Genomic DNA, 16,323 nt, shown 5'->3' on the forward strand with positions numbered 1-16,323 from the left:
TAAATGTGCTTAGTCCTGCTTGCCGAACACAGGGTTGTGGACTTTGTCCAGGTTGATGTGGACTGCTTGCTGGTCGGTGTAGAAGTCAATCGAGCGGTAGCCGCCTTCGTGACCGAGCCCGGAAGCTTTCACACCACCGAATGGGGTGCGCAGGTCACGGACGTTGTTCGAATTCAGCCACACCATGCCGGCTTCCACGTTTTGCGCGAAGTTGTGGGCGCGCTTCAGGTCGGAAGTCCACACGTAGGCAGCCAGGCCGTACTTGGTGTTGTTCGCCAGTTCCAGGGCTTCTTCTTCGGTATCGAATGGGGTAATGGCGACGACTGGGCCGAAGATTTCTTCTTGGAAGATCTTCGCATCCGGTTTCACATCGATGAATACGGTTGGCTGCACGAAGTTACCCTCCGGGAATTCCTCCGGGCGCTCACCACCAGCGGCTAGGGTGGCTTCCTTCTTGCCGATTTCGATGTACGAGGTCACCTTTTCATAGTGTTCTGGGTGTACCAGCGCACCGACTTCCGTCTTCGGATCCGACGGCAGGCCAACCTTGACGCGCTTGGCCTGCGCAGCGTAGCGTTCGACGAACTCGTCGTAGATATCACGCTGCACCAGGATGCGCGAACCTGCGGTGCAACGCTCACCGTTCAACGAGAACACGCCGAAAATGCAGGCATCGATCGCGGTTTCCATATCCGCATCATTGAAAACGATGGCTGGAGACTTACCGCCCAGCTCCATCGACAAGCCCTTCAGGTGTGGTGCGGCATTGGAGAAAATTGCCTGGCCGGTGCGGGATTCACCGGTAAAGGAAATCAGTGGTACATCTGGGTGCTTGACCAGTGGATCACCGGCATAGCCTTCTTCACCGTAGCCATTGACCAGGTTGAATACGCCCTTCGGCAAGCCTGCTTCCTCAAAGATTCCTGCCCACAGCTGCGCTGAAAGCGGGGTGAACTCGGCAGGTTTCAGCACCACGGAGTTACCCGTCGCAATAGCTGGAGCCAGCTTCCAGGATTCCAACATGAACGGAGTGTTCCACGGGGTGATCAAGCCAGCGACGCCGATGGGTTTGCGGTTAACGTAGTTGATCTGACGGCCCGGCACCTTATACGCATCATCTGCCTGCGCGACGATGAGATCTGCGAAAAAGCGGAAGTTTTCCGCGGCACGCTTGGCTTGGCCGGTGGCTTGCGTGATGGGCAGGCCGGAGTCAAAAGATTCCCAGGCAGCCAGTTTTTCCGCACGCGTTTCGACGACGTCGGCAATGTTGTTCAGCACGCGAGCCCGCTCACGCGGAAGTGCGTTGGACCACGTGCCATTGTCAAAAGCTTCCTTCGCGGCAGCGACTGCTCTATCGATATCCTGCGGCTTACCCGATGCTGCAGTGATGTACGTCCGGTTGGTCACTGGGTCGACAACATCGAATTCTTCGCCATCAATGGATTCTACGAATTCACCATTGATGTAGTGCAGGATCTTTTCTGGAAGATCACTAGGTTTAGCTGCATCATTATTAATTGCGTTCATTGTTGGCTCCTTTTACTGGTAGCTATCCGTAGCTGAGTTGTTCGGTTCTGTAATTTCGCGGTAACTGCGTGCTGTCGCCATGCGGTGTTCCAGTGCTTTACGGCTGAGATAATCCGCATCCGCACCCGCTTCCATGAGGTCGACGAGCTGCGCATGCTCGGCAACGGATTTGCTGGCGCGCTGCGGAACATAGCGAAACGTGGACACTCGGTGATAATTCAATTGTTGCCACTGTTCACGCAGTAACTTCATCAAGCGGCTATTCGGGCATTTATTGAATAACACCTCATGAAATTGTTGGTTAAGCCGCGTGAATTCCTCTGGTTCTGTAGCAATGTCGAGCTGCTGCATCTGGCGATTAAGCTCGCGGGCTGCAGCAAAATCTTCAGCGCCCAGGTGAGGTGCCGACAGCGCGGTGGCCGCGGCTTCCAACGTGGCGACGATTTCCATGGTTTCGAAATAGGCGTTGCGGTTATGCATCGTCACTTTTGCGCCCACATTGCGCTCATAAGTGACCATGCCTTCTGCTTCCAGCTGACGAATTGCCTCGCGGACAGGTACGACGCTGACCTGGAGTTCGTCGGCAAGAGCAGACAAGACTAAACGGTGACCTGGTTCAAATTCGCGCGTGCGGATCTTTTCGCTGATCCATGCATAAGCGTGCTGCGATTTGGACTGGACCGCCGAGTCCCTCAGGGAAGTTTTCATGCCCCCTCACTATCACGGAATTGCTGATAGGCCTTTTTGTTTTCCCCAGTCGGCGGGAACAAACCGTCGAGGCTGGCGCCTTCAGCAACCCGGCCTGCGACCCATTCATCTTCGTGCTCTTTCGCCAGCGCGCCGTCGGCGATTTCTTCGGCTAGTTCGCGTGGAATCACGATCACCCCATCATCATCACCGACGATGACGTCACCAGGAACAACAGTGGCGTTACCACAGGAAATAGCGATATCGCTGTCCCACGGCACGTGTTTGCGGCCAAGCACGCACGGGTGTGCACCTTGTGTAAAGACGGGCAGCCCGATTTCACGTACTGCTTCATAGTCACGCACTCCGCCGTCAGTGACCACGCCTGCAGCACCGCGGGTTTGTGCCCGCAGCGCCAGAATATCGCCGAGCGTGCCCGAACCTGGTTCTTGGCGGCCTTCGATGACGATGACTTCGCCTTCGCGAACGGTATCGAAAACTTTCTTTTGCTCGTTCAGGCCGCCGCCGTGCTTTGTAAACAGGTCTTCGCGGCCTGCCACAAAGCGCAGTGTACGCGCACGGCCAACCAGCTTGGTGCCTTTTGTCTGTGGGTATACGCCCTCGATCACGGACTGGTTGATGCCATGTTTGCGTAATTGCGCAGACAGCCCGGCGGTTGGGGTTTTCTTGAGCTTGTCGACGAGTTCTGCGGGCAGAGCCGGCCCGGATTCTGCTGTGTTGTCGCTGTCTTCTTGGCCGACAGGTGGTAATCCTGCTGATTCACGGTCGCCGAATGCATCTTCCCGAAGTTTGTCGTCGGTGTGCGGCAGGCTGCCAACCTCTGCATTGAATTCGCCTGGGCCTTCGACAACGGTGGTGCGCAAACGACCACTGCTCATTGTCGTTTTGGCGCTAGGAACATCAACTTCTACTTCCACGACGTCGCCAGGCACAATCACGCTCGATCCACGCGGGGTGCCAGTCAAGATGATGTCGCCAGGCTCTAGTGTCATGTGCTGCGATAAGTCAGCGACAAACTGCGCAAGTGGGAAAATCAGGTCTTTTTCTGTGGTGCTATCTTCCTGCACAACGTCACCATTCACCCAGGTGCGCAAGCGCAGCGTGGCTGGATCAATAGCGGAAGCATCCAGTAGCTCTGGACCGATCGGGGTGTATCCATCGCGCGATTTGGAACGGGTATTAGACCCTTTATCCTGCGATTTATAGTCATACAAACCAAGGTCATTCGATGCGGTGACATAACCGACGTAATCCCAAGCGTCGGCAAGAGAAACGTTGCGGGCTGACTTTCCGATGATCAGCGCGATTTCACCTTCAAAAGCCAACAGTTCAGTCCCCGCAGGGCGCTCCACCTCCGAGCCAGAAGCCGCAAGAGTGCTCGTGGCTTTCAGAAAATAGCTGGGCTGTTTCGGACGACGACCGCGCTGAGCCGCACGGGACTCGAAAGCGACGTGGACGGCAATGACTTTGCCCGGTTTCTCCGGAAGGATGTCAGGAATAGCCATGAAAAATCCTTTTCTGTGACGAGCATTTTCGACGAGCTTTCGGACAAGCACTTGCCCAAATCGTATATTATCCCTACCATCACTGCAAGTGGTTCAATTCACACCATAGTGGTATATATAAGTCTCCACACACCACCGCGTTGGTGCCCACGCAGGCAGCAAGGCAGGATCAACTAATCCCACACTCCGCCTACCTCCCACAACACCCCCGAAAGGACGTTTATGTCGGTAACGCCCACCTCTGCCACGATCTCGGCGAAAGAACGTCGCCGCGTCGTTGCGGCGACCACCATCGGTACCGCGATCGAATGGTACGACTACTTCCTCTACGCCGCCGTCGCTGGCCTGGTGTTCAACCAGCTCATGTTCGGCCCGCTCGAAGGCGGTTTGGCGACGATCGTCTCCTTCGCCTCAGTCGGCCTATCGTTCCTCTTCCGCCCGTTGGGCGCATTCTTGGCTGGCCACTTCGGAGACAAAGTGGGGCGACGCACCGTTTTGATGGTCACGCTATTCGCCATGGGTGGCGCCACCACCCTGATTGGCTTGCTGCCGACGTATGACACCTGGGGAATCTGGGCCCCGATTTTGCTGATCACCTTGCGCATCATCCAGGGAATTTCTGCCGGTGGCGAGTGGGGATCAGCAGTTCTGCTGGCCGTTGAACACGCCCCGAACGATAAGCGCGGCTTGTACGGCGCCGGTCCGCAGATCGGTGTACCTATCGGCCTGCTGATGTCTTCTGGCGTGCTGTCCATCATGAACACCGTCGCGCCCGGCGATGCCTTCCTGGAATGGGGCTGGCGCATACCGTTCTTGTTCAGCATCGTGCTGGTCATTGTCGGTTACGTCATCCGCATGGGGGTTGACGAATCCCCGGTTTTCCAGGAAATCTCCGAACGCAAAGACGCGGAAGCGTCCAACCCCATCGGCATTTTGTTCAAGCGCTACCTGCCGCTGGTACTGACCGCGGCACTCGTTTTCGCTGGTAACGGCACCGTTGGATACATGACTACGGGCGGTTACATCCAGAACTACACCACTAACCCTGACGGCCCCATTGGCCTAGCACGCGGCGATGTCTTGAACGCCGTGACACTGTCGGCGGTGACCTGGATGCTCTCAACCCTGTTCGCTGGCTGGGTCTCGGACTATATCGGTCGCCGAATGACCTACCTGATCGGATTTATCCTCCAGGGCATCGGTGCCGCCGCGCTGTTCCCGCTGGTCAATACCGGATCACTGGGCATGCTGTACCTGGCATTGATTGGCCTCACCGTCGGCTTGGGCCTGACCTACGGTCCACAGTCCGCGCTATACGCGGAGCTATTCCCGGCCTCGATTCGCGCCTCCGGTGTATCCATCACCTATGCCATCGGATCCGTGCTTGGTGGCGCATTCGCACCCATGATCGCCGCAGCGTTGTTAGAAGCAACCGGTACGACTTTCGCCATCTCTGGTTACCTGGTCAGCGCTTGTATCGTCGGTTTCATCTGCGTATTCCTTTTGCGCGAACGCAAGGGAATCCCGCTGGGGCCCGAGCATGAGCACGAGCAAATGACTGGGCATTTCACGTTCGGCACAAAGTAAGTAGCCAGCAGCCAGTAACCGGCAATCAGTAATCAGCAATCAAGAGACGTGCATATAACACTTCCAAAAAACTGTTGTACAGATCGCAATAATCATATATGATCCTTGGATAAGACCCAGTTCACAGATCAAAGGATTATTTGATCTAGCTCATAAATTCTCCCACCGCTATCTCATGCGATCACCTTCCCGGAACCGATTACGCACACGCGGTGTCGAATAAGCAGCAAGGAGCAAAACAGTGCAGTTTCACCACAATGGCTACGTCTCTCAGGATCCACGCGTTCTCCCTGCCGCAGGATATGGCATTAATCGTGCAGAAGAACTCCCGGAGACCATGGACGTGCTCATCGTCGGCTCTGGCCCAGCCGGCATGATTGCCGCTGCCCAGCTGTCAAGGTTCCCGAATATCAATACCCGCATTATCGAACGCCGCCCGCACCGTCTTGAGCTCGGCCAGGCCGATGGTATTCAGGCACGTTCCGTAGAAACCTTCCAGGCTTTCGGTTTTGCTGCTGAAATCACCGAAGAAGCCTATACGATCACCGAGATGTCATTCTGGAACCAGGACCCAGAAAATCCAGATGCCATCACACGCGGTGCGCGCCCCATTGACGACGAACATGGCATTTCCGAATTCCCGCACCTGATTGTGAACCAAGCCCGCGTCTTGGATTATTTCGCCCGGGAGGCTCAGCGCGGGCCAGCGCGGATTACACCGGATTACGGTTGGAATTTTGTTTCCTTGGAAGTTGGCGGCTTGTCCGAAGAGTACCCAGTAACCGCCGTGGTTGAAAATGCTGCGGGCGAGCAGCGTACCGTCCGCGCCAAGTACGTCGTGGGTTGTGATGGTGCCCGTTCCAAGGTGCGCAAATCTATCGGCCGCAGCTTCCAAGGCAACCAGGCAAACCATGCTTGGGGCGTGATGGACGTCGTCGTCGATACGAACTTCCCGGACTGGCGGACAAAATGTGCAATTCATTCCAAAGCCGGCTCCATCCTGCACATTCCGCGCGAGGGCGGATACCTCTGCCGGATCTATGTGGACCTCGGTGAAGTTCCAGAAAATGACAATCACAAGATCCGGGAAACCCCGATTGAGAAGATCATTGAGAAGGCAAACGAGATCTACTCGCCATATTTCATCGATGTGAAAATGGTTGCCTGGCACTCCGTCTACGAAGTAGCACACCGGCTTGTCGACGGCTTCGACAATGAAAACACCACCCCGCGCGTATTTTTGACCGGCGATGCCTGCCACACGCACTCCGCAAAAGCAGGCCAGGGCATGAACGTGTCCATGCAGGATGGTTTCAATATCGCCTGGAAACTCGGGCATGTTCTCGACGGACGCGCCCCGGAAGAACTGCTGTGCACCTACCACGGCGAACGCCAACCAGCCGCGGAAAATTTGATTAACTTTGACCGCGAATGGTCTACCTTGATGGCTACCCCACCAGAGCAGCTGGAGTGCCCTGACGCGGTGGAAAAATACTATGTTGAAGCCGAGGAGTTTGCAGCCGGTTTCCGGACCCAGTACGAGCCCAACATGATCGTCGGCGACGCTACCCATCAGGATTTGGCGACCGGCTTCGACGTCGGCAAGCGTTTTAAATCCTATGAAGTACTGCGCCGCTCCGATGCCCTGCGCACGCATTTGGGTCACCAACACACAGCAGATGGCCGCTACCGTATTTACGCGTTCGCGGATCGGCCACAGCCCGGCGCAGAATCACAGATGACTGCCTGGGCGGACGCAGTCGAGGCGATCGTCGCCAAGTTCACCCCGACTGACCAGGATGAAAACGCCTATTTTGATATCAAGGCGATCTACCAGCAAACAAACCACTGGGATTGGGAAATCCTGGATGCGCCGCGGCTGTTCCGTCCGCGCAACGGCAAGTTCCAGGTCCCAAACTGGGACAACGTCTTCGGGGTGCTTTCCGAGGAGCATGACATCTTCGAAGCCCGCGGAATCTCGCGTGATGGCGCGGTGGTCATCGTGCGCCCGGACCAGTACGTCGGTGCGGTGTTGCCGCTGGATAAGCCCGAGGCCGTGGAGGAATATTTCGCCCAGGCTTTGCGCCCGCAACGGTAAATACCTGAATTATTCCCCCAGCACAGTCAGCGGGACGACGATGACACCGTCGTCTCGGCGGTACGCCAGGCCGCTCGGGACCACCACGACGAGTGCTTCCGGCGGCCGGATGATTTTTGCGCTGACGCGTAACAAGTTTTCCGCCGCTGCATCGATGGCGTGCTGGCCAAGTTTCACCTCACACCCGATCCACGCACCATCGGCTGCTTCCACAACCGCGTCGATTTCATCCCGGCCTTTCGCATCACGGTAATGAAAAACCCCGCGCGCTTTATTTTTTTGCGTATACACTCGCAAGTCATGGACCACCTGGCTTTCAAATAAAAATCCGAGAGACTCGGGCTCTGCCAATAATCGATCGGTATTCGCCCCGAGTAGTGCGGCTGCCAGCGAAGGATCGCACAAGTGCCGCTTCGGTGTTTGTAATGCGGCAGTCCGTGAACGCAGTTTTGGTGCCCAGGCTGGTTGATCCTCGGTTAAAAACATACGCTCTGCGAAATCATGTAGCGCCGATGGCGCAGTTTCGCCGATGGGCAGTGCCGCAGCATCATTCATCCTGCGGCCAATCGCACTAAAAGTAGCAGGTTGCGCCGATAAACCAGCGATCGCCTCCAGAAACGCGCGGATCCGACGTGGATCCCGGCGCGGACCAGCAACAGAAGGAAAATCGTGCTCACACGTGTCGTCAAGATACGAGTGGTTCATCTCTACTGCGGCCTCGTGCGACATATTCAAAGCGCCCGGCCAGCCACCTCGGACAACACGCGCGATGAGTTCGGAAAAATCACGTTCCGATTCCGCGATCGCAGGTGATTCCCCGCGCAATAACGCCCCCAAAGAAACCTCCCCGGTGGAATCGCCAGTTTCCTGCAGCGTCATCGTCCGCATGCGCAAGCGACGAAACCGCCCCGCCCCAGAATGGCGCATTGGATGCTCATCGGGAGTAGCGGAACCAGTCAATAAAAATTGCCCTGCTTGCCGACGACGGTCCACCTCGTGGCGCACTTCATTCCACACTTCCGGCACTACTTGCCACTCGTCCAGCAAGCGCGGAGTTTCGCCGTGCAGCGCGGTGGCGGGTTGTTCGCGCGCAAGCACTGCCCGTTTATCTGCAGAATCGAGATAAATTTGGGAAGCCGAAAACTGCGAGGCGCTTTCGGTTTTCCCGCAAGCACGTGGACCTGCGATCACTACGGCCGGCGCAGACTCCAGCGCCGTCGAAATTGACTGGTCAAGATGGCGTTTTTGATAATCATGCACACCCCCAGCCTAGCAGCCTGCGGCATTTCTCCACTTCTGCCTACTGGATTTCTCCATCATTGGGTAATGGATTTCTCCACCAGAAGGTGCGGCATTTTTCCACACATCAGCCGCAGTTACGTCAGGTCGATTCCAGCACTATCTCGCCACTATCTCGCGCAGACTTCATAGTCGCGGAGCTATACACTTGAGTTATTATTCCGCGATTCTTCCTCGGACAGTTTCTTGCCAAATGATCGTGTCTTGTACTCGCGCAGCAACACCAGGACCACGGCGCCAATTACAAAACCTAGGCCAACTGTCTGAGTAATTCCCCAGACATCAAAAATTGACAGTGCTTGCAAAATGCAGCCTGCGAGCACTATGCCAAGTGTATTACTGGAATGAGGAATAGGGTTTCGTACCAAGTACAACAGAACCGCGGCTGCTAAAGCGAATACCAAAAGGTTTTCAAAATTCAGACCACCCCCAAAAACCGTTGCCAGCATTAAAAACAAAATTAGACAAGCAACGAAGAGTGACTGTTTTCGAACTTTTTCATGCTCTACATCATGCTTGCGCATGCATCTACCTGTGCGTACCTGTAAACTGCGTACACTATCGAAGACCTAGTCACAGAGGAAAATGCGGCCACTATAATTCGAGGAAACAGAGACCGCATAATCACTACCCTTGCGTTAGTCACTTACGTTCATGATAATCACCAAAGTACCCAATGACTCATGTCGCGCCAACACCTTTCGTCTGAGATCCATCATTGGGTAATGGATTTCTCCACCTGAAGGTGCGGCATTTTTCCAGCCAGGGTGCAGTAGGCGCCGCACCCTCTACAGCAGGTCGATGCCGTCCAACGGGTCTTCCTCGCGGCCTTCCTCTGGGGCTTCTTCTACCTCGCATAACGTGACGGTGGCACCGGTCGGGTCCGCGATCAAGCACAGGCGCCCAAACGGCGAATCCCACGGCTCACGGATTACTTCCCCACCCAGCTCGGCACAACGACGCGCGGCCGCATCGGCATCGGCAACGCCCAAATACGTCTGCCAAAACCCCTTGACCTGCGGCGGGAACTGCCCTTCAGCCTTCCACAAGCCCGCGAACGGCGCACCGTCGGCCATCGCCGCGGCATAGGTCCCATTCGGGTACACACCGTCGGCATCGGGTTCCTCGTCGGTCAGCGTGCGGATGCCCCAGTCAAACAACTCGTGGTAAAACTCCACCGCGTCCTCGAAACCGGCATTGCAGGTCAGCTCATGCCACACCGGGGTCGACGGCTCACCAGCGGCGATGAACTTGTCCTCGCCCGCGGGCTGCAGCAGCCCAAACAGGCCACCGGCGGCGTCGGCAAGCACGGTCATGGTGCCTAACTCCACCTCACGCGGGTCGGCCAACACACTGCCGCCGAGCTTTTCCACCTTCGCGATGTCACCGGCGATATCGGCGCTCAAGAAATACGTCACCCACGTATCCGGCGCATTCGTGCCCTCCGGCTGCGGAATCAGCCCAGCAACCGGCAAGCCCTGCAGGCGCGCGATGCGGTAATCATCACCGCTGATCTCCCACCCCAACAGCTCGGAATAAAACTCGGCCGCGGCCTGCGGGTTCGAGGTGGTCAGGTCCGCCCAATACGGCATGCCAACTTCAGCAATAAACGCGGGCATTACAGGTTCCTCCACTTCTCGGGATCAAAATCGTCGTCGGCGGTAGCCTCGTCGAAGTAATCATCGTCGGCAAGATCGTCGGCAAGATCATCTGCCGCAGCCACCAGCACGCATTCGTCGTCAATGCAGACCACATCGCCGGGGTGCAGGGCGGTGCCACGCTTGTCGACGGGCGCGCCGTTGACAGTCACCGCACCGGCGGCGATCAGCTCTTTCGCCTCCCCGCCGGTGGCGACCAGGCTGGCCAGTTTGATGAATTGGCCGAGCTTGATCGACGCACCACTGATGGGGATCGAGGGGTAATTATCCGCAGTCGTCATAGCGGTCAGGTTACCGAACCGCGGCGGTGTTCCTTACACCTGGTCGCGCGGGGTGATCTGCATGGTGTCGATGTTCATGTGCGCTGGCAACGCCGCAACCCAACGCACGGCCTCGGCAATATCCTCGGCGCTCAGGTTCAGCTTGTCGGCGTAGACCTCGGCGGCTTTTTCGGCATCGCCGCGGAAACGATTCAGCGAAAACTCCTCGGTGGCCACCCGGCCGGGATCGATCTCGGTCACCCGCAGCGTACCCGGGTGTTCCAAGCGCAGCACCCGGTTGAACGCGCGCACCCCGTGCTTGGCGGCGTTATAGCCCGCGCCACCGGCATACGGGGTCCAGCCAGCAACCGAACCAATATTGACCACCAGGCCAGCGCTACCTTCCACCGCCAGCAGTGACGGCAAAAACGCCTTGGTCACGCGCACGGTACCGGCGACGTTGATCTCATACATGCGGTCCCAATCTTCCAGCGACGATTCCGCGATCGATTCCAGACCAATCGCCCCGCCGGCATTGTTCACCAGCAGGTCGATGCGCCCAACGCTGGCGGCCAGCTTGTCGACGCTGTCCTGGCTGGTCACATCCAGCTGGTGCGCGGTAGCACCGATTTGTTCTGCGAGTTTCTCCAGCCGGTCCATGCGCCGGGCGGCAATGACCACGCGCCAGCCGTCGTCGGCAAGAGCTTTCGCGGTGGCGGCGCCGATCCCCGAGGACGCGCCGGTGACCAGGGCGGTTTTCTGCTGAGTAGTCATGGCACACATGGTAGTGGACGCGCGGGGGCTGTGCGGAGGGCTACAGTGGAAGCGATGACTCTGTTTCCCTGGACACCGCATTCGTGGCGTTGGTTCCTGCTCGCACCGGCGTCCGTGGCGCTCGGTTGGGCGCTAGATGCGGTGGGGTTGCCCGCGGCGTGGATCATTGGCGCGATTGTGGTGGCTGGCACGTGGAGCTTGTCGACGGGCGAGCAGCTGGATGTGCACCCGCTGTTTTATCGGTTTGGGCGCGGGATCATCATGACGTTGGCGGCGGTGCCGTTGACGCAGATTCCGGCGGCTGACCTGCTGCATTTCCTGCTTCCCGGGTTGTTTGTCACCGCGTTTACCGTGACCGTCGGCGTGGCTGGTGGCGTGCTGTTATCGCGTGCGCAGCCGCGGCATATCAGCCCGGAAACGGGTGTGCTGTCCATGTTGCCGGGTGGCGCGTCGGTGGTATCCACGCTGGCGATCGATTTCGGGGCGAATTTCCGCTACGTCATGCTCACGCAGTATTTGCGGGTGCTGGTGCTGTCGCTGACGCTGCCGGTGATCGTGCATCTGTTTATGAGTGGGCAGCTGCACGAGGAGGGTTTGAGCAACGATAGCCCCTGGTGGATGCTGCTGGTTTTCACCGCGATCGCCCTGGGCGCTGAGCCGGTGGCGCGGAAGTTGCGTGTGCCTGCGGCGACGGCGTTGGGGCCACTCTTGGCGACGGTGTTGGCGGCCGCGCTTCTTCCCGACGACGTCGAGGTGGCACCGCCGGCGTATTTGGCGATTGTCGCGTTTTTGTCCATCGGCTGGGTCTGCGGTGGTTCTTTGCAGCGCGATACGCTGGCGTTTTTCGCGAAGCAGTTGCCCGCGACTTTCGCGTTCTTGGGTGCACTGATGGCGGTGTGCGCGCTGAGTGCGTGGCCGCTGACGGGGTGGCTGGATATTTCGTATTTCGAGGCCTACCTGGCCACCAGCCCTGGTGCGCTGGAGACGGTGCTGGCGTTGTCCGCGGAAGGTAGCGCGGGCGCCGAAGTAGTGGCGATCCAGATCATCCGCCTTTTGGCCGTGTTATTGCTGGCTAGCTGGTTGCCGCAGGTGTTGCATGGGGTGCGGAAACTGCGGCGTTAGGTGCGGTTCGGCCGGTGGGCGCAGTATGAACTGAGGCCAGAGTTAACAAAAGATGATAAGCGCTTCAGTCTCGTGAAAGCTGCTATCGTTCACTCAAGACACGTAAAGTAAGGAGCGGCTAATTATCTATAAGGCGTTACTCAATGGGCTACTTGGAATAGCCATTGGCGGAATTGCGATCCTTATAGTGTGGGTCACACTTCCCTCTCCTGAATCTCCTTGGTTCTTCTTTGCCGCTTTTCTAGCAATAACCGCTATCAGTGCTGTAGCTGAAATCATCCAAGGTTTAATAAAAAGAAAGAGAAGCAAGCCGGACTCAGACCCAACCTGAACATAACACTCAACATAACACCGGTGTTATGTTATGTGGGAAGTTAAGGTGTTATGTTCGCTCAGTATACTCATTTTTGGCGACATCCTACCCCTTTGACCAGTAGATTTAGCTCACCCGGCGCAACATAACACTACTTAACACAGGGTGTTATGTTGAGTGGGAAGTTAAAATTTTACTCATCACTTCCACTACTCATTTGCCGCTCCCGATACGCACGAACCGCATCTTCATTCGCCGCTTTCGCAACGATTTCCATAATGACAAATATGGCGTAAGCTACCCCGCCCGCAAGTATTGCGCTGACAATCACAGTGGCGGAAATGAGAAGGCCAGCAATAGCGCTTCCAGTGTCGTCTAAAGCAATAAAGAATGCGAGCACCCCGACAATCACGCCGGCGCCAGTAGCGTAGCTGGCAACTTTTTGCAGCTTCTCAGCAGTTTTGGTGTGGTGGACGAATGGTGCATTGAACGCCATATTGCGGCTCCTTATCGTTGGTTTATTTTCTCACCATTAAGCCTACGAGAACAGTGCACATACACCACACCCACATCGAACAATCAAGCGAATAAGCGCCATTAAGTAGGGCAATCCCGCCATTCCGTACCGTTCTGTCTATACTTTTTGAACTATTTGGTCTACTGTGTGTAGACGTACGATTTCCTGCCAAGAAATCAGGACGAAACCAAATCAATTCGAAAAACGACCTCGGACAAGGACCTACAAATGAAACCAACATTCTCCAAGATCACCGCAACAGTGGCAGCGGCTGCCGCCGCCCTTAGCCTCAGCGCGTGCGCCGGTGGTGACGCCGACGACGAGAACACAATTAAGGTCGGCACCTCCCCTGGGCCATATTCAGAACTGTTCAAAGACGGCATCGCGCCGATTTTGAGCGATGAGGGCTACACCATCGATTACACGGACTTCTCTGAATTGCGCCAGGCCAACGTCGCATTAACGGAAGACCGGGTTGACCTTAACGTCGACCAGCACATTGCTTATATGGACGTCTACAACAATGAAACTGGCTCGGACCTGATCAACCTGACCGACGTGCCTACGGTGAAAACCAAGATCTACTCGAAGTCCATTGACTCTCTCGACGGCGTCGACAAAGGCCAAACCGTGGCCATCCCACAAGATGGTTCTAACCAAACCCGCGCATTCCGTATCTTGGTTAAGCTCGGCTGGCTGACCATGAATGATGATGCCGACGAGAAGCTCCTCACCGTTAATGACATCAAGGACAACCCACACGACCTGAAAATCCAACCGATGGATTCGGCCACGATCCCACGCGCCCTGGACGACGTTGATTGGGGCATCATCCCGGGTTCCATTTCCTATTCTTCCGGTGTGGACCCTGCGTTTGCCCTGGAAAGTGAAGATCTTAGCGACGACCTGATCTTGCAGGCAGTAACCACTGAAGATAAGAAAGATGCCAAGTGGGCACAGGCTGTCATCGATGCATACAGGTCAGAAGAGTTCCTTGACTTCCTGGAGGGACAGAATGAGGACGACTACTGGTTCATCCCAGAGTCCCTCACCAAGTAACGCTGCCACACTCTCACCCTAATTCCCGTCATGGCTGAAGTATTATTTCGCGATTTACATAAAACATTCACCAGTAAATCTGGTGAGATCAAGGCGCTGCAAGACATCAACCTGGAAATACCATCTGGTTCGATCTTCGGGGTCGTCGGCACCAGTGGCGCTGGCAAGTCCACGCTGCTGCGCGCCATCAACGGCCTGGAAAAACCAACCAGCGGTACGGTGCGCGTACTCGACCAGGACCTTAGCGCACTGTCGAAAAAGCAGTTGCGTGGTCTGCGCAGCGAGGTCTCCATGGTCTTCCAGCATTTCAACCTGCTAGAGACCCAAACGGTGGCGCAAAATGTCGCCATGCCGCTGGTACTCGCGAAAGCGAAAAAGCGTGAAATTGACCAGCGCGTCACCGAAGTCCTGGAGATGGTGGGGCTAGCAGAACGCGCCGATCACCTGCCCAAACAGTTATCTGGCGGGCAAAGGCAACGCGTCGGCATTGCCCGTGCGCTAGTGACCAATCCGAAGATCTTGTTGTGCGACGAACCTACGTCTGCACTGGACCCGTTGACCACCGGCCAGATCCTCGATCTGATCATGCGGGTCAACGAAAAGCTTGGGATCACCGTCATCATCATTACCCACGAGATCGGCGTGATTGCCCGGATCGCCGACACCGTGGCGGTTATGGAAAACGGCCGGATCATCGAAAAAGGCTCGGTGACGGAGGTTTTTGCACACCCGCAGCAGCCGCTCACGCGCCGGTTCGTGGAAAATGTTCTGCCGCATTCGCTTCCCGACGCCGTGCAAGAAGTGACCGACGATGCCGGTTACGGGGCAGTCGTTCGCTTGGTTCACAGGCACGGTGCTGCGAAAGACCTGGTTAATCACCTGGTCAACAAAGGCATTTCTACCGATATCATTCACGCCTCCGATACCCTGCTGCGCTCGGGAACCGTCGGGACTCTGGTGCTGGGGCTCACGGTCCACAAGGCTGCGCACAAGACCACGGGCAACGATGCACAGGCCTCCAGCCTGCTCGACGAGGCGGTGCGGTGGATGAATGAGCAAGCCGATATTGATGTGGAGGTAGTCGGCTAATGGATATTACGCAGATCCTGGATACCAAGGTCACCCTGGAACAATATGCCGAGGCGGGCTGGCAAACCTTATACATGGTGGGATTTTCCCTGCTGTTGGGCACGCTGGGTGGTATCCCGTTGGGCATCATTTTGGTGCTGACCCGCCCACACGGTTTGTACCCGCAGCGCGTTCTTTTCCAGGTCACTAACTTCCTAGTGAATACGGTACGTTCGCTGCCTTTCGTGATTTTGATGGTGGCGATCATCCCGTTCACCCGCGCATTGGTAGGCACTTCGATTGGCATGACTGCCGCGCTCGTGCCGCTGACGGTCTTTATTGCGCCGTTCATGGCACGTCTCATCGAACAATCTGTGCTTGAGGTCAACGAAGGTATTTTGGAAGCCGCCGAATCCATGGGTGCATCCCTGTGGCAGACGATCCGCTACTTTTTACTGCCCGAAGCCAAAAGTTCGATCATTTTGGCGCTGACCACGTCGACAATCACCCTGATTTCCGCCACGGCTATGGCCGGCACCATCGGTGGTGGTGGTGTCGGTGACCTGGCGGTGTCCTATGGTTACCAGCAGTTCGATTCTGTAGCGATCATCCTCACCGTGATCATCTTGATCATCGTGGTGCAGGCGATCCAGGCGTTGGGCAATAAGCTCGCGCAGCGTGCTCGTAACGACGCCTAACCGCTCGCGGGGACAGCCGCGCAGATTCTGCCCTACCCAGCGATGTGCTCCGCAGCGCGCGAATCATCCGGCAGCAGCGCGCTTGCTTCACCGTGGGTGGTGATCACCAGCGCATCACGCGCACGCGAGG

Annotated in this window: 15 protein-coding genes; 6 read left to right on the forward strand and 9 right to left on the reverse strand. The window is 56.8% G+C overall.

Going from position 1 to position 16,323, the window contains the following annotated elements:
- Positions 1-9: 9 nt before the first annotated feature.
- The 3 genes from hpaE to B142_RS0104115 are packed head-to-tail and all read right to left on the reverse strand — an operon-like array spanning position 10 to position 3,740.
- Positions 10-1,527: a 5-carboxymethyl-2-hydroxymuconate semialdehyde dehydrogenase gene (hpaE, locus tag B142_RS0104105; protein WP_018120280.1), complete on the reverse strand. Its 1,518-nt coding sequence runs from the start codon at positions 1,525-1,527 to the stop codon at positions 10-12.
- A gap of 12 nt (positions 1,528-1,539) precedes the next feature.
- Entirely contained in the window at positions 1,540-2,235 is a 696-nt protein-coding gene (locus B142_RS0104110; protein ID WP_018120281.1) for a GntR family transcriptional regulator, read from the reverse strand.
- Positions 2,232-3,740 carry a fumarylacetoacetate hydrolase family protein gene (locus B142_RS0104115; protein ID WP_018120282.1) on the reverse strand — a complete coding sequence of 503 codons (1,509 nt, stop codon included), beginning with the start codon at positions 3,738-3,740 and terminating at the stop codon, positions 2,232-2,234. The genes B142_RS0104110 and B142_RS0104115 overlap by 4 nt, the downstream gene beginning before the upstream one ends.
- A 222-nt stretch (positions 3,741-3,962) precedes the next feature.
- Between B142_RS0104115 and B142_RS0104120 the strand changes: the two genes are divergently transcribed.
- Both B142_RS0104120 and B142_RS0104125 read left to right on the forward strand, forming a co-directional pair.
- Positions 3,963-5,327: an MFS transporter gene (locus B142_RS0104120; protein ID WP_018120283.1), complete on the forward strand. Its 1,365-nt coding sequence runs from the start codon at positions 3,963-3,965 to the stop codon at positions 5,325-5,327.
- A gap of 241 nt (positions 5,328-5,568) precedes the next feature.
- Positions 5,569-7,425 (forward strand): FAD-dependent monooxygenase, encoded by a 1,857-nt coding sequence (locus B142_RS0104125; RefSeq protein ID WP_018120284.1) that lies wholly within the window; start codon positions 5,569-5,571, stop codon positions 7,423-7,425.
- Between the two features lie 9 nt (positions 7,426-7,434).
- Here the strand turns inward: B142_RS0104125 and B142_RS0104130 are convergent, their stop codons facing one another.
- The 5 genes from B142_RS0104130 to B142_RS0104150 all read right to left on the reverse strand — a co-directional run bounded on the left by B142_RS0104130 (position 7,435) and on the right by B142_RS0104150 (position 11,425).
- Entirely contained in the window at positions 7,435-8,685 is a 1,251-nt protein-coding gene (locus tag B142_RS0104130; RefSeq protein ID WP_018120285.1) for an ATP-binding protein, read from the reverse strand.
- Positions 8,686-8,864: 179 nt separating this feature from the next.
- Positions 8,865-9,248: a hypothetical protein gene (locus tag B142_RS0104135; RefSeq protein WP_018120286.1), complete on the reverse strand. Its 384-nt coding sequence runs from the start codon at positions 9,246-9,248 to the stop codon at positions 8,865-8,867.
- A gap of 264 nt (positions 9,249-9,512) precedes the next feature.
- Positions 9,513-10,343 (reverse strand): VOC family protein, encoded by an 831-nt coding sequence (locus B142_RS0104140; RefSeq protein ID WP_018120287.1) that lies wholly within the window; start codon positions 10,341-10,343, stop codon positions 9,513-9,515.
- Positions 10,343-10,663: an RNA-binding S4 domain-containing protein gene (locus B142_RS0104145; RefSeq protein WP_018120288.1), complete on the reverse strand. Its 321-nt coding sequence runs from the start codon at positions 10,661-10,663 to the stop codon at positions 10,343-10,345. Before B142_RS0104145 ends, B142_RS0104140 begins: the two co-directional genes overlap by 1 nt.
- 33 nt (positions 10,664-10,696) lie before the next feature.
- Positions 10,697-11,425 carry an SDR family oxidoreductase gene (locus tag B142_RS0104150; protein ID WP_018120289.1) on the reverse strand — a complete coding sequence of 243 codons (729 nt, stop codon included), beginning with the start codon at positions 11,423-11,425 and terminating at the stop codon, positions 10,697-10,699.
- Positions 11,426-11,470: 45 nt separating this feature from the next.
- On the opposite strand from B142_RS0104150, the gene B142_RS0104155 reads away from it, so the two are divergent.
- A complete protein-coding gene (locus tag B142_RS0104155) occupies positions 11,471-12,538 on the forward strand; it encodes an AbrB family transcriptional regulator (RefSeq protein ID WP_018120290.1) in 1,068 nt (355 codons plus the stop codon).
- Positions 12,539-13,044: 506 nt separating this feature from the next.
- Here the strand turns inward: B142_RS0104155 and B142_RS0104160 are convergent.
- Positions 13,045-13,347: a hypothetical protein gene (locus tag B142_RS0104160; protein WP_018120291.1), complete on the reverse strand. Its 303-nt coding sequence runs from the start codon at positions 13,345-13,347 to the stop codon at positions 13,045-13,047.
- Between the two features lie 249 nt (positions 13,348-13,596).
- Between B142_RS0104160 and B142_RS0104165 the strand changes: the two genes are divergently transcribed.
- The 3 genes from B142_RS0104165 to B142_RS0104175 are packed head-to-tail and all read left to right on the forward strand — an operon-like array spanning position 13,597 to position 16,193.
- Positions 13,597-14,427 carry a MetQ/NlpA family ABC transporter substrate-binding protein gene (locus B142_RS0104165; RefSeq protein ID WP_018120292.1) on the forward strand — a complete coding sequence of 277 codons (831 nt, stop codon included), beginning with the start codon at positions 13,597-13,599 and terminating at the stop codon, positions 14,425-14,427.
- Between the two features lie 30 nt (positions 14,428-14,457).
- Positions 14,458-15,516 carry a methionine ABC transporter ATP-binding protein gene (locus tag B142_RS0104170; protein WP_018120293.1) on the forward strand — a complete coding sequence of 353 codons (1,059 nt, stop codon included), beginning with the start codon at positions 14,458-14,460 and terminating at the stop codon, positions 15,514-15,516.
- Positions 15,516-16,193: a methionine ABC transporter permease gene (locus tag B142_RS0104175; protein WP_018120294.1), complete on the forward strand. Its 678-nt coding sequence runs from the start codon at positions 15,516-15,518 to the stop codon at positions 16,191-16,193. Before B142_RS0104170 ends, B142_RS0104175 begins: the two co-directional genes overlap by 1 nt.
- The last annotated feature ends 130 nt before the right edge of the window (positions 16,194-16,323 follow it).

This window comes from Corynebacterium propinquum DSM 44285 (assembly GCF_000375525.1).
GTDB classification, from domain to species: Bacteria; Actinomycetota; Actinomycetes; order Mycobacteriales; family Mycobacteriaceae; genus Corynebacterium; species Corynebacterium propinquum.